Annotated in this window: 12 protein-coding genes; 10 read left to right on the forward strand and 2 right to left on the reverse strand. The window is 72.2% G+C overall.

What is annotated here, in order from left to right:
* Nucleotides 1-2 precede the first annotated feature (2 nt).
* The 8 genes from V5F53_RS12190 (at nucleotide 3) to V5F53_RS12225 (ending at nucleotide 8,184) form a co-directional block, all read left to right on the forward strand.
* Nucleotides 3-2,195, forward strand: coding sequence for a PepSY domain-containing protein (locus V5F53_RS12190; RefSeq protein WP_393997706.1), 2,193 nt, complete (start codon nucleotides 3-5; stop codon nucleotides 2,193-2,195).
* Nucleotides 2,176-3,144: an FAD:protein FMN transferase gene (locus V5F53_RS12195; RefSeq protein ID WP_393997707.1), complete on the forward strand. Its 969-nt coding sequence runs from the start codon at nucleotides 2,176-2,178 to the stop codon at nucleotides 3,142-3,144. The genes V5F53_RS12190 and V5F53_RS12195 overlap by 20 nt, the downstream gene beginning before the upstream one ends.
* Nucleotides 3,145-3,317: 173 nt before the next feature.
* Nucleotides 3,318-3,914, forward strand: a complete 597-nt coding sequence (locus tag V5F53_RS12200; RefSeq protein WP_393997708.1) for a thermostable hemolysin — start codon at nucleotides 3,318-3,320, stop codon at nucleotides 3,912-3,914.
* A complete protein-coding gene (locus V5F53_RS12205) occupies nucleotides 3,898-5,388 on the forward strand; it encodes an AMP-binding protein (RefSeq protein ID WP_393997709.1) in 1,491 nt (496 codons plus the stop codon). Before V5F53_RS12200 ends, V5F53_RS12205 begins: the two co-directional genes overlap by 17 nt.
* Nucleotides 5,385-6,053, forward strand: a complete 669-nt coding sequence (locus V5F53_RS12210) for an iron-containing redox enzyme family protein (protein ID WP_393997710.1) — start codon at nucleotides 5,385-5,387, stop codon at nucleotides 6,051-6,053. The genes V5F53_RS12205 and V5F53_RS12210 overlap by 4 nt, the downstream gene beginning before the upstream one ends.
* On the forward strand, nucleotides 6,043-6,822 hold the full coding sequence (locus tag V5F53_RS12215) for an SDR family NAD(P)-dependent oxidoreductase (RefSeq protein WP_393997711.1): 780 nt from the start codon (nucleotides 6,043-6,045) through the stop codon (nucleotides 6,820-6,822). The genes V5F53_RS12210 and V5F53_RS12215 overlap by 11 nt, the downstream gene beginning before the upstream one ends.
* A gap of 28 nt (nucleotides 6,823-6,850) precedes the next feature.
* Complete coding sequence (locus V5F53_RS12220; RefSeq protein WP_393997712.1) at nucleotides 6,851-7,516, forward strand: tetratricopeptide repeat protein; 666 nt, start codon at nucleotides 6,851-6,853, stop codon at nucleotides 7,514-7,516.
* The gene (locus V5F53_RS12225; RefSeq protein ID WP_393997713.1) at nucleotides 7,513-8,184 is read left to right on the forward strand and encodes a class I SAM-dependent methyltransferase; all 672 of its coding nucleotides are present in this window, start codon (nucleotides 7,513-7,515) and stop codon (nucleotides 8,182-8,184) included. Before V5F53_RS12220 ends, V5F53_RS12225 begins: the two co-directional genes overlap by 4 nt.
* A gap of 12 nt (nucleotides 8,185-8,196) precedes the next feature.
* Here the strand turns inward: V5F53_RS12225 and V5F53_RS12230 are convergent, their stop codons facing one another.
* Together V5F53_RS12230 and V5F53_RS12235 are read right to left on the reverse strand one after the other, a co-directional pair.
* The gene (locus V5F53_RS12230; protein WP_393997714.1) at nucleotides 8,197-9,543 is read right to left on the reverse strand and encodes a sensor histidine kinase; all 1,347 of its coding nucleotides are present in this window, start codon (nucleotides 9,541-9,543) and stop codon (nucleotides 8,197-8,199) included.
* Nucleotides 9,540-10,217, reverse strand: coding sequence for a response regulator (locus V5F53_RS12235; protein WP_393997715.1), 678 nt, complete (start codon nucleotides 10,215-10,217; stop codon nucleotides 9,540-9,542). Before V5F53_RS12235 ends, V5F53_RS12230 begins: the two co-directional genes overlap by 4 nt.
* A 462-nt stretch (nucleotides 10,218-10,679) precedes the next feature.
* Here V5F53_RS12235 and V5F53_RS12240 point away from each other — a divergent pair, with 462 nt between their 5' ends.
* Nucleotides 10,680-11,705 (forward strand): GGDEF domain-containing protein, encoded by a 1,026-nt coding sequence (locus V5F53_RS12240; RefSeq protein ID WP_393997716.1) that lies wholly within the window; start codon nucleotides 10,680-10,682, stop codon nucleotides 11,703-11,705.
* A 71-nt stretch (nucleotides 11,706-11,776) separates the two neighbouring features.
* Nucleotides 11,777-12,340 carry a hypothetical protein gene (locus V5F53_RS12245; protein WP_393997717.1) on the forward strand — a complete coding sequence of 188 codons (564 nt, stop codon included), beginning with the start codon at nucleotides 11,777-11,779 and terminating at the stop codon, nucleotides 12,338-12,340.
* The last annotated feature ends 95 nt before the right edge of the window (nucleotides 12,341-12,435 follow it).

Here is a 12,435-nt window from a genome sequence, read left to right on the forward strand (position 1 = left end):
CCATGCTTCGCCGCCTTCATGGCCTGCCCGGCGTGGTGCTGGCGCTCGGCCTTACCGTCACCGCCCTTACCGGGGCCGTGCTCTCGGTGCAGCCGGCGCTGGACCGCCGCGCCGCGCCCGCGATCCCCGCCGGAACCAGCGTGGCGGATCTCGCCGCGCGGGTCGCCGCGCGCCATCCGGGCATCGCCGCCATCCGCCAACGGGCGGACGGCACTCTCACGGTGGCGTTCGACGACGGCGGCACGCGCGGGGTGGAGCGGGTCGATCCGGCCACCGGCGCGGGGCTCGGTCCGTACCGGGTGTCCGAGACCACACGGTTCGTCATCAATCTCCACCGCTCATTCCTGGCCGGCGATGCCGGCCGCGCCGGGGCCGTCGTCGGCGCCCTTGCCCTGCTGGCCCTGAGCGTCTCCGGCCTCGCGCTGCTCGCCCGCCGGCTCGGCGGAGCGCGGGCGCTGCTGCGGCCCATCCGCGGCACGCCGGCGCAGCGCTGGCACGGCGAACTGGGGCGGCTGGCGGTGGCCGGCCTCGTGCTGTCGTCCCTCACCGGACTGTGGATGTCCGCCGGCACCTTCGGCCTCGTCCCGCAGCCGCAGGCCTCCGCGCCCGGCGTCCCCGGCAGCGGCGGGACGCCGGCACCGGTCGGCACCCTCGCCGCGCTGAAGGCGGTGCGGCTGGAGGACCTGCGCGCCCTCGACTTCCCCGATCCCGCCGACCCCACGGACGTGTTCACCTTGCGCACCGCCGCCGGCGAGAGCCGGATCGACGCGGCCAGCGGCCTCGCCCTCGCCGTCGTCCCGGCAACGACGGTGGAACGGGTCGACGACATCATCCGCACCCTGCACACCGGGCGGGGCGCCTGGGTGCTCGCCCTCCTGCTGGGGCTCGCCTCGGCGGCGGCGCCGATGCTGGCGGCCACCGGCCTCGTCCTATGGGCGCGCCGGCGCGCCATGCGGCCGCGCATCGCCGCCAACGTCTCCGCGCGCGGCGCCGACACCGTGATTCTGGTGGGGAGCGAAGGCCTGTCCACCTGGGGCTTCGCGACCACCCTGCACGCGGCCCTTTCCGCCGCCGGGCACCGCGTCCACACCGCCGCCATGAACGAACTGGCCCCGGCGCATCTCGCCGCCGACCGCCTGCTGATCCTCGCCGCCACCCATGGCGAGGGCGCCGCGCCGGCCTCGGCCGATCACTTCCTGTCGCGCCTCGCGCGCCTGCCGGGCCGGCCGCCGGTGGCGGTGCTGGGCTTCGGCGATCGCACCTTCCCGCGCTTCTGCCACTTCGCCCGGGAGGTCGCGGACGCGCTCGACGCCCGGGGCTGTCCACAGCTCCTGCCCATGAAACGGGTGGATCGGCGCTCGCCCCAGGAGTTCGCCCAGTGGGGGCGCGACCTCGGCGCCGCGCTGGGGCACGACCTCGCGCTCTCCCACGTGGCAGAGCCGCCGACAACCATGCCGCTCGTGCTCGCCGGGCGCGAGCTGTACGGCGAGGCGGTGGGCACCCCGGTGGCGATCCTGCGCTTTCAGGCCGCGCCTGATCCGCGCACCGGCGCGCCCGGCCGGTTGCCCGCCTTCGCGGCGGGGGACCTGATGGGCATCCTGCCGCCGGGTGACGCCATGCCGCGCTTCTATTCGCTTGCCTCCTCCACCCGCGACGGCGTCCTCGAAATCTGCGTGCGGCTGCGCGCCGGCGGAGTGTGCTCCGCCTTCCTGCATGCCCTCGCGCCCGGCGGCACCGTCGCGGCCTTCATTCGCGAGAACCCGGCCTTCCGCCCGGCGGCGGGGCGCGCTCCGCTCATCCTCATCGGCGCTGGGGCCGGCATCGGCCCGCTCGCCGGCTTCGTGCGCGCCAATGCAGCGGAGCGACCCGTGCATCTTTACTGGGGCGGGCGCAGCGCCGCGTCCGATTTCCTTTACGAGCACGAGCTGGCGCGGCACCTGGCCGAAAGGCGCCTCACTTCGCTGCGCATCGCCTTCTCGCGCGACCCCGACGGCGGCGCCTACGTGCAGGACCACATCGCCGCCGACGCGCCACGCCTGCGCGAGCTGGTGCGGCAAGGCGCGCAGATCCTGGTATGCGGCGGCCGCGACATGGCCGAGGCCGTGACCCGCGCCTTCGAGCCGGTGGTTCGCCCGCTCGGCCTCGACCTTCCCACCCTCAGATCGTGTGGACGCTATGTGGAAGATGTCTACTGACCCCGCGCCCGAGGCCCCGGCGCTCCAGCGCCAGGCCCTGAGCGGTCCCGCCATGGGCGCGCGCTGGTCGGCCCTGTGCTTCGCCGATGGCGGCATGGACACGGCGGCGCTGACCCGTCGCCTCCAGGCCGCCGTCGACCGGGTGGAACGGCAAATGTCCCCCTTCCGACCGGAGTCCGACCTGGAGCGGCTCAACGCCGCCCCGCCCGGCACCTGGGTGGCGTGCCCCCGCGAGCTGCTGCGCGTGCTTGCGGTGGCCCTTGAGATCGGCCGCCTGTCGGACGGGGCGTTCCACATCGGCGTGGGCGATCTGGTCCAGGCCTGGGGGTTCGGCGGCGGCCCGCGCCAGCCTGATCGCGCGCGCGCCGCCGCCCTCGCCGGACAGCCCGCCCTCGCACCACTGAAGACGCTGCAGCTCGACCCGGCGGGTGGCCGCGCGCGCCGGCTGGCGCCGCTGCGGCTCGACCTCTGCGGCATCGCCAAGGGCTTCGGCGTGGACGAGCTGGCGCGGGTGATGGCTGAGGCGGGCCTCTCCTCCTGGCTGGTGGGCATCGACGGCGAGCTGCGGGCCCGGGGACTGAAGCCGGACGGCCGCCCCTGGAGCGTCGCCCACGAGGCACCGACCGCGGGCCGGCGGGACATCCTCGGCGTGCTGGAGCTGTCCGGCGCCGCCGTCGCCACCTCGGGCGGCTACCGCCGTCAGGTGGAAGCGGCGGGCCGCCGCCTCTCCCACACCATGGACCCCGCGCGTGGCGCCCCGCTCGACAACGACCTTGCCGCCGTCACCGTGCTCGGCGACACCTGCATGGCCGCGGATGCCTGGGCGACGGCGCTGCTGGTGGCCGGCGCCCAGGACGGCCCGGCTCTCGCCCGCCGGCTCGGCCTCGCCGCGCTGTTCGTCCGGACCGATGGGGCCGTGGTCTCGACGTTGCCCGGCGCGGCGGCCTGAGCCGCCCTCGCGAGCGCGCCCGCCACCCGGGCGGCACCACGCCCCCGGAGGCGGTCCGCGGGCGCCGCAAATCGGCCCCATAATCTCCCCAGGCCCACCTTGCGCCCGTAAGCAAGGCGTAAGCTCAGCCTTGCAACCTCCCCTCGCTCCTTTCACCACCAGGACGAGCGGACATGGGATCTGCATATATCGTTGAGCCGGCCGATGCGGACCGCGCCGAGGTCGAGGCGTTCGTCCGGGCGGTTTATGCCCGCGAGCATGGCGCGCGCGTGGGCCGCCTCGCCAGCCGGCTGCTGTGCCGCAGGGGGGCGCGGGACGAGATCGTGTGCGCCGCCGGCCTGCGGCTGCCGGCGGATGGCTTCTTCTCCGAGCGCTACCTCGACCAGCCGGTGGAAGCCGCGCTCGCCCGTGCCAGCGGCCGCAGCCTGCGGCGCGACGACGTGTACGAGGTAACGACGCTCGCGAGCCGCTCCCCCCGCGACCTGCCGGCCTTCATCGACGACATCATCGGCTTCGGCGCGCGCCAGGGCCTGTCCTGGTGCTTCTTCACCCTCACCCGGCGTCTCAGCCTGCTGGTGCGGCGCCGGGGCCTCGGCCCCATTCCGCTCGGCGATGCCGACCCGCGCCGGGTGCGCGACGCCGCGTCCTGGGGGCGCTATTACGAGACCGAGCCGAAGGTTTACGGCGTATGCGGCGTCGATCTGCTGAACGCCCGCACCAAGGCTCTTTCCTCCGGCGCGCCGGCGATGCCCCATGCGCACCTTCTTTGAAAAGGTGGCGGACCTCGCCCGCCGCGCGCCGGACCGCCGCGTCTTCAGCGATGCCGACGGCACGCTCACCCGCGCCGGCCTGATGGGCGACGCCGCGCGCCTCGTCGCCGCCCTGCCAGCGGCCGCGCGCGTGATCGGCCTGCTCCTGCCCAACGGGCGGGCGTGGGCGGTGGCGCAGATCGCCTGCGTCGCATCGGGGCGCATCGCCGTTCCGCTGCCCGCCTTCTTCAGCCCGGCGCAGATTGCCCACATCGTCCGCGATGCGGGCATCGAGCTGGTGCTCGTCCCCCCCGGGGGCCATGGCGCGGCCCCGCAGGGACTGGCGCGCCATCCGGTGGCAGTGACCGGGGCCAGCGGCCCGGCGCCCGCGTTCCAGGACGGCTACGGCACGCTGATCTACACCTCCGGCAGCACCGGGACCCCCAAGGGCGTGCGCCACGACAGCGGGCAGGTGGGCTGGTCGGCCGCCGCGCTCGCCGCCGCCATCGGCGCCGGCCCCACGGATTCCTATCTCTCGGTCCTGCCCTTGTCGCTGCTGCTGGAAAGCATCTGCGCCGTCTTCGTCCCGGCGCTCGTCGGCGGCCACGCCCACTTCGCGACGGGTCTGGCGGAGGCGGTCGGACGGGGCGCGGCGGCGGGCATCGCCGCCGCCTTCGACACCCACCAGCCGACCGTCAGCGTGGTCGTGCCCGAGCTGCTGCGGGTCTGGCTGGGCGAACTGAGCGGTGGCGGGCGGCGGGCCCCGCAGAGCCTGCGCTTCGTGGCGGCCGGCGGCGCCCCGGTTCCCCCGCGCCTTGCCGCCGCCGCCTGGCGGGCGGGCATTCCAGTGCACGAGGGGTACGGCCTCTCCGAATGCGGCTCGGTGGTGGCGCTCAACCGCCCTGGCGCGCGGGCGGCCGGAACGGTGGGCCTGCCGCTGCCCGGCCTCTCGGTATCCATCCGCGACGGCGAGATCCTGGTGGACGGCCCCTCGGTGACCGACGGCTATGCGGGACGGCCCGGCGCCGCGCGGCCCTGGCCGACCGGAGACCTCGGCGGGTTCGACGCCGCGGGGCGGCTGTTCGTTTCAGGTCGCAAGGACAATCTCATCGTCACTGCGCTGGGGCGCAACGTCAGCCCGGAATGGGTGGAGACGGCAATCCTCGACGACCCCGGCATCACCGCCTGCGCCGTCGGCGCGGACCAGGGCTGGCTCGTCGCCCTCGTCGTGCCGGCGCCGGCCGCGCTCGCCGGGTTCCGCGACGCGGACCCGCAGGCCCGCGCCCACCGCATCGCCAGCCTCTGCGCCAACCTCCCGCCCCATGCGCGGCCGCAGCATGTGGTCGTCGTCGACCTGGCCACGGCCGGGGCCTGCGGCCTCTTCACGGACAACGGCCGGATTCGCCGGGCGGTCGCCGCCACGCTCATCGCACGGGCCGCGCCCGTCCCTGTTCCCTTCCCTTCGCCCGACCAGATGGAGCCGGCCAAGCCATGACCTTTTATGATCGTCTCGTGCGGGAAACCGCGCCTGAGCGGGACCGCTTCCTGTCCATCCCCCTGATCCGCGAGGCCCTCGCCTCGGGAGGGCCCAGGAGCCTTTACCTCGCCTTCCTGGCCGAGGCCTATCACCATGTGAAGCACACCTTCCCGCTGCTGGCGCTCGCCGCCTCCCGCACCACCGACGCGCGCTACCAGGGCGCGCTGCTGGAATACATGGAGGAGGAGCGCGGCCATGAGAGCTGGATCCTCGCCGACATCCGCGCCCTGGGCGGAAACGCCGAGGCGGTGCGCGACGGGCGCCCGGGGCCAGCCTGCCGGGTGATGGTCGCGTTCGCCTACCACGCCATCGAGCACACCAGTCCCTATGCCATGCTCGGCAGCGTTCATGTGCTGGAGGGCATGTCGGTGCTGCTCGCCGACCGGCTGGCGAACGTGCTGCGCCGCCAGTTCGGCGGCAGCGAAGGCGAGGGCTTCTCCTACCTCGTCTCCCACGGCAGCCTCGACCTGGAGCATGTGGCCTTCTTCCGCACCCTGGTGAACGACCTCCACGATCCTCTGGCGCAGGACACCGTCATCGACCATGCGAAGATGTTCTATCGCCTCTACGGCGACATCTTCCGGGAGCTTGGCGCGCGCGGGGAGCTGAGCCATGCCGCGTGAGGCGAAACGTGTTCTGGTCACCGGCGGCGGGTCCGGCATCGGCCGCGCCCTGGCCGTCGAGGCCGGCCGGCGCGGCATGAGGGTGGCCCTGTGCGGCCGGCGGCGCGCCGCCCTCGACGCCACCGCGGCGGAGCTGCCGAGCAGCGCCCACCCGCTCGTCATCGACGCGGACCTGACCCGCGCGGCGGACCGCGCGCGGGTGGTGGCGGGCCTCAGCGAAGCGTGGGGGGCGCTCGACGTCCTGGTCAACAACGCCGGCGTAATCGAGGGCGGGCGCGTGGAGGACATGGACGACCGGGTGCTGGACGAGGTGTTCCGCACCAATGTGCTGGCGCCCATGGCGCTGACGCGGGACCTGGCGCCGCTGCTGGCCGCCGCGCGCCCCGCGCGGGTGGTGAATGTGGGCTCGGTCTTCGGCGACATCGCCTATCCGGGATTCGCCGCCTATTCCGCCTCCAAGTTCGCGCTCAGGGGCTTTTCGAGCGCGCTGCGCCGCGAGTGGAAGCCCCTCGGCATCGGTGTCACCTATGTGGCGCCACGGGCCACGCGGACCGACGCGGCCGGTGCCTTCCGCGACCTGATCGCCGCCACCGGCATGCGCCTCGACCCGCCCGAACGCGTCGCCGCGCGGATCTGGCAGGCGGTCGAAGCCGGGCGCGACGCCGCCTATCCCCCTGGGCCGGAGCGCGTCTTCGTCCTCATCCAACGCCTCGCCCCCCGCCTGATAGACCGGGCCTTGGGTCGCGCCGCCGCGCGCGCCGACGCCTGATTTCCCGCAACCGGAAAGGACCAGACCCGTGCGTGCCCTCTCCCGCGCGCGCCTTCGCGCGCTCCTCATCGCCAGCCTCGCCCTGGGCGCCCCGGCGGCCCACGCGGGGGACGACCCCGTCACCACGCAGGTGAAGCAGATTCAGATCAAATGGGAGACCATCAAGTTCACCGTTCCCGAGGGTGACCGGCAGACCGAGCAGATGAACGCCCTGGGCACCGAGGCCGACACGCTGGCCTCCAAGCATCCCGACCGCGTCGAGGCGCTGATCTGGGACGGCATCATCACCAGCGAGCGGGCCTCCATGGTCAATCCCCTCTCCGCCCTGTCGCTGGCGACCCGGGCCCGGGACACGCTGGAGAAAGCCTATAAGATGAACGCCACGGCGCTGGACGCCGGCGCGCCCACCAGCCTCGGCGTGCTTTACTACCGCGTGCCCAGCTTCCCCGTGGCGTTCGGCGACAAGGCCAAGGCCCGCCACCTGCTGGAGCAGGCGACCACCGCCGCCCCCGACGGCCTCGACGCCTGGTATTTCTACGGCGACTTCCTGCTGGCCCAGGGCGAATACGCCAAGGCGCGGGAGGCCTTCGGCCATGCCCTCGCCATCCCCGTCCGCGCCGACCGGCCGCTGTGGGACGAAAACCGGCGCCTCGTGATCAACGAGAAGCTCGCGCAGATGAAGGCCAAGCCGTGACGCCGGCCGGACGACCACGCCCGGAACTGCGCCTCTGGCACTGGCTCGGGCGCCAGCTCGCCGATCCGCGGGGGCGCGGGGGCACCGTGCTCGGCCGCCTCATGGCAATGGTGAATGGCGCCCCCTACCGCCTCGCCATCGAGGGGCTGCACCCCTCCCGGCGCCACCATGTGCTGGAGATCGGCTTCGGACCCGGGGCGGGGCTCGCCGCCCTGGCCCGGCTGCTGCCGGACGGACGCGTCTGCGGCATCGACGGGTCGCCCGCCATGCTGCGGCTCGCGGGGCGGCGAAACCGGGCCGCGATCGCCCGCGGCCAGATGCGGCTGGCCCAGGGGGATGCTCGCCGGCTGCCCTGGGCCAACCGGAGCTTCGACGGCGTGCTCGCGGTGAACGTCGCCTATTTCTTCGACGCGGAAGGCCGCGCGATCCGCGAGATCGCGCGGGTGCTGCGCCCGGGCGGGCGGCTCGCGCTCTATGTCACCGACCGGGCGACCATGCGGCACTGGCCGTTCGCGGGGCCGGACACCCACGCCACGTTCGATGCGGACGAACTGGGCCAGTTGCTCCGGCGCGGCGGCTTTCCGCCCGAGACGGTCACCGTGCGCGAAGTGCTCCTGCCCCTCGGCATCCGGGGGCTGGTGGCGATCGCGGTGCGGCCCGCGCCGTGAGGTCGCCGCGCCTCACGCCTCGGCGTCCGCCGGCGGGGGGAAGACCATCACCGCCTCGGCGCCGCCCGATGGCGCGTTGCGCAGCTCCAGGCGGCCGCCATGGGCCTGCATGGTGCGCTCGACGATGGCGAGGCCGAGCCCCACCCCCTCGCGGCGATCGCTGCGCACCGGGCCGCGGCGCCGCGATTCCGCATCGAGCAACGCCGGAGAAAAGCCGGCGCCCTGGTCGCCAACGCGAATGGCCGGCGCCGCCGTGACCTCCACCCGGATCATGCCGTTGCCGGGCGAGTGCTCGAGCGCGTTCTCAATGAGATTCCGCACGGCCCGGAAGAGGTCGTCTCGGCCTCCCGCCACCACCACCGGCGCCGGCCCGGCAATCACCTCGATGCGCCGCCGCCGGGCGATGATCCGTGGAGCCATGAGCGCGGACGCCTCGCGCGCCACGTCCCGCAGGTCCACCACATCGCCCGGCTCGAGGCGGAAGCGGCCCAGGCGCGCCCGGTCCAGCAGCTGCTCCACCAGGCGCGCCATGGCGCCCAGCTCCCGCTCCAGCACCCGCGCGTAGGGCGCGTCCACGGCGGCGAGCTGCGCCGTCATCACCGCCAGCGGCGTGCGCAGCTCGTGCGCCATGTCGCCGGAGAACTCCTCCTGCGCCCGGTAGCCTTCCCGCAGGCGACCGAGGGCCTGATTGACCGCGCGCACCAGCGCCAGCACGTCGTCCGGCAACCCCCGCTCGCTCAACGTGACGGAGACGCCTCCGGGATGGATCGCCTCGGCCTCCTTCACCGTCTGGGCCAGGGGCCTGAGGGCGATGCGGGCGACCAGCAGGTTGGTCGCGAGCATCAGCAGCATGAACGGAATCCACAGCCAGGCGATGTCCTGGAGAAACTCTTCCAGAACCGAATCGAAGATCAGATCGCTGCTCGGGAACGCCACCTGCACATAGGCCGCCGGCGGTCCGGGAAGGCGCAGGGAGATGCCGTAGAGCGCCTCCGGCGAATTGCCCTTGGGCAGCTCGAAATAGCGCTCCTCCACGTCCTCCAGCGGCACGAACGCCTCATCCACGTCGGACGAGCTGGCCAACAGGGCCCCGGACGCGCCCAGAACCACGAAATGCCCCCCCTCCTGCGCGATCCTGCGCACCGTGGACGGACGGATATGGACCGACGGCACCACGCCGACGTCGACATCCTTCGCGATGCTGACCGCGAAGCTGTGCAGCGTGCCTTCGCGAAAGCGGGTGTTGACCGCGTCGAACCGGATGTAGAGAAACGCCGCCGTCGTGCACACGGCGAAGACGCTGACGACGATCATGCCAAGCATGAGGCGGCCGAACAGCCCCCGGACCAGCCGCCTCACGGCTGGCGCTCCGCCAGCAGGTAGCCGATGCCGCGCAGGGTGTGAATCTCCACGCCGGCGCCCGCGCCCGACAGCTTTTTCCGGAGGCGATGGATGAGGACCTCGATGGCGTTGGTGCTGACCTCCTCGCCAAATCCGTAGAGCGCCTCCTCCATCGTGGATTTGGCGACCACCACGCCGGAACGCCGCATGAGGAGCTCCAGGGCGCTCATTTCCTTCCGGCTCAACGCAAGCGGCGCATCGGCGACCCGCACCTGCCGGGTCACCGTATCCAGCTCGATATTGCCATCCCGCAGGGCCGTGGCCGCGGGAATGCCCGGACGCCGCAGCAAGGCACGGATGCGGGCCACGAGCTCTTCCATATTGAAGGGCTTGCGCAGATAGTCGTCGGCGCCGCCGTTGAGCCCCGCCACCACCGAGGCGGCATCGTCGCGCGCGGTGACCAGCAGCACCGGCGTGGCCACCCTGTGCCTCCGGATGCCCTCCAGGAGCTCCATGCCGTCCTGGTCCGGCAGGCCCAGGTCCAGGATGACGGCATCGTAGGTGGAGACGCGAACGGCCGCCTCCGCATCTCCGGCGCGGTGCACACAGTCCACCGCGAACCCCGACGCGCGCAGGGCCGTGGCCGTCAGGTCATTCAGGCGAACGTTGTCTTCGACGAGGAGAATGCGCATCGGACAGGATCGGCGACTTCACACGCCCCGGTAGAGGGAAAATGTGGCGTAAAGCAGATTGATATTACGAGGAACGACTTCCTACGCTGACGCTATTCAGCCAGCTTGACACAAGAGCACGGTGATAAGCATGCCAATGGCCGCGCGCGCGAAGCTGACACCGCCGCGCGGGGCGCCGCCAAACGGCCCCCCCCGCGAAGGCCCGGGCGGGGCCGCGGCCGCGCCCGCCGCCGTGTGGCTCCGGCGTACCTTCGAGGCGGCGGGCATGTTATTCATGGATCGGATCGGCGATGCGCCGGGGTCAGATGAAGGACCGGACATGACGAACACGGCCCCAGGCCACGCGAAACGCATGCCGGCGCGATCGCGGACGGCGCCAGGGGCGTGTGAACACCTGGCGACGCGCGGCGGAGCCCCGGGCCCGGAACCTGTTCCAATGCGCGCGAAGGGCTGAGCACCAAAATGTGGCGACTGCCCACCGCTCCGAGAAACGAAGCCGAGCGCCTGAAGATCTTGCAAGCCTGCGGTATCATGGACGCCATGTCGGACGCGCGCTTTGATCGCATCACGCGTCTGGCGGCCCGCATCTACGCGGCGGACGTGGCCTTCATCGGCCTGGTGGACGATCAGTTCCAGTCGCTCATCTCCCTCTCCACAGACGCGCTGGGACGCAACGTTCCGCGGAACGACAGCGTGTGCAATACGGTCATCGAGAGCGGCCAGCCGATGATCGTCGGGGACTTGAAGAGCGACCCCAGGTTTCTCGGCCATCCCCTGGTGCCGCACATCACCTTCCGCTTCTATGCCGGGGCGCCCATCATCGCCGCGCCGGATCTGGTGCTCGGCACGCTGTGCGTGATGATGCGCGAGGCCGGCGACCCGGACGCCTTCGACATCGGCCCCCTTCTCGATCTCGCCGCCATCGCGGCCAGTGAAATCGTCCAGTGGCAGGCGAACCAGGAATTGCGGCGGCAATCCGAAACCGACAGCCTCACCGGCCTGCCGAACCGGCGCAGCTTCGACGATGCCCTTGGCCTGGCCATCCGCCGCTCCCGCCGGACCGGGCAGCCGGTTTCGCTGCTCATCCTCGACCTCGACCACTTCAAGCAGCTCAACGACAGCGGCGGGCACCAGATGGGCGACGAGGTGCTCGCCCGGATCGGCAAGCTGCTCGCGGCCCGGCCGCGCGGCCCGCTCGACACGGTGGCGCGGATCGGCGGCGAGGAATTCGCCCTGATCCTGCCCGACACCGATCGCGACGGCGCACGCGCCGTCGCGGAAGCGCTGCTGGCCCGGGTGAGAAAGGCCGCGCTGCCCCATCCCACGCGCAGGAGCGTGAGCGCGAGCATCGGCGGCGCGACCATGAGCGGGGCGGAGCTGACGCCATCGGCGCTCTTCAAGGAAGCAGACGTCGCGCTCTACGCCGCGAAGACAGCAGGCCGCGACACCTTCCGGGAAGGACGTCTCCCCGCCGAGGCCCACGCCTGAGATCAAGCCGAAGACTTGCCACCTAATGCGCACCCCTGGCCGATGACGGACAGGAAGAGCGGAGCACAGATATGGATTATCGTGACATTTCCGACTTCAGAATAAATATGCTCCGCCGGTTCCGCGAAATGTACCAGAACCGGCGCTTCGGGCTGGACCTCTTCGACGCGGACAACGGATACCTGCAGACGACACTTTCAGACGAGGATCGCATGTCATTGCGTTTTTTCGTCGAATACAACAATGCATGGTGGTTCGCTATCATCGACGGCGTCGATGTTCCTTCGATCGGCTATGATGCCGAGACCGACACCGGGTCGATCGTCCTGGACATCCGCTATGGCGAGGACCATTTGCTGGCGATGCAGCATGTTCAGTTTGACGATGAGCGGATCGTCCGGCTGCGCACCTATGCGTCGAACAGCTTCTTCGCCAGGGGCAACCCCTTGATCAGGCTCGATGCCCATGGCAACGCGATCTGGCTGGAAACCGGCTATGACCTGAGGAACGCGAGCGAAGCGGCGGAGGTCTTCCTTCGCAGCCCCAAGGGGCGCCGCTTCGGCGAAACCGAGCCGACACGAGGGGCGGTCGCGCGCATCCGTGAAAACCTGTCAGACTTGCGCCGCCGTCTCTAGGGAACACGAAGCGCCGAAGTCCGCGCCCGGCGCGGCGCCGCGATGCCGGCCTTGCCGCACGCGCTTCTCGCGCCGGGCTGAGCGCGCCGGAAGCA

Origin of the sequence: Xanthobacter cornucopiae, from assembly GCF_043195065.2 — a bacterium.
GTDB lineage: Bacteria > Pseudomonadota > Alphaproteobacteria > Rhizobiales > Xanthobacteraceae > Xanthobacter.

Excerpts from the sequence above, each read along its gene's own strand:
- V5F53_RS12190 (WP_393997706.1), top strand. The coding sequence starts at position 3 with ATGCTTCGCCGCCTTCATGGCCTGCCCGGCGTGGTGCTGGCGCTCGGC.
- V5F53_RS12210 (WP_393997710.1), top strand. The coding sequence starts at position 5,385 with ATGACCTTTTATGATCGTCTCGTGCGGGAAACCGCGCCTGAGCGGGAC.
- V5F53_RS12240 (WP_393997716.1), top strand. The coding sequence starts at position 10,680 with ATGTGGCGACTGCCCACCGCTCCGAGAAACGAAGCCGAGCGCCTGAAG.
- V5F53_RS12235 (WP_393997715.1), bottom strand. The coding sequence starts at position 10,217 with ATGCGCATTCTCCTCGTCGAAGACAACGTTCGCCTGAATGACCTGACG.
- V5F53_RS12245 (WP_393997717.1), top strand. The coding sequence starts at position 11,777 with ATGGATTATCGTGACATTTCCGACTTCAGAATAAATATGCTCCGCCGG.
- V5F53_RS12205 (WP_393997709.1), top strand. The coding sequence starts at position 3,898 with ATGCGCACCTTCTTTGAAAAGGTGGCGGACCTCGCCCGCCGCGCGCCG.
- V5F53_RS12215 (WP_393997711.1), top strand. The coding sequence starts at position 6,043 with ATGCCGCGTGAGGCGAAACGTGTTCTGGTCACCGGCGGCGGGTCCGGC.
- V5F53_RS12200 (WP_393997708.1), top strand. The coding sequence starts at position 3,318 with ATGGGATCTGCATATATCGTTGAGCCGGCCGATGCGGACCGCGCCGAG.
- V5F53_RS12195 (WP_393997707.1), top strand. The coding sequence starts at position 2,176 with ATGTGGAAGATGTCTACTGACCCCGCGCCCGAGGCCCCGGCGCTCCAG.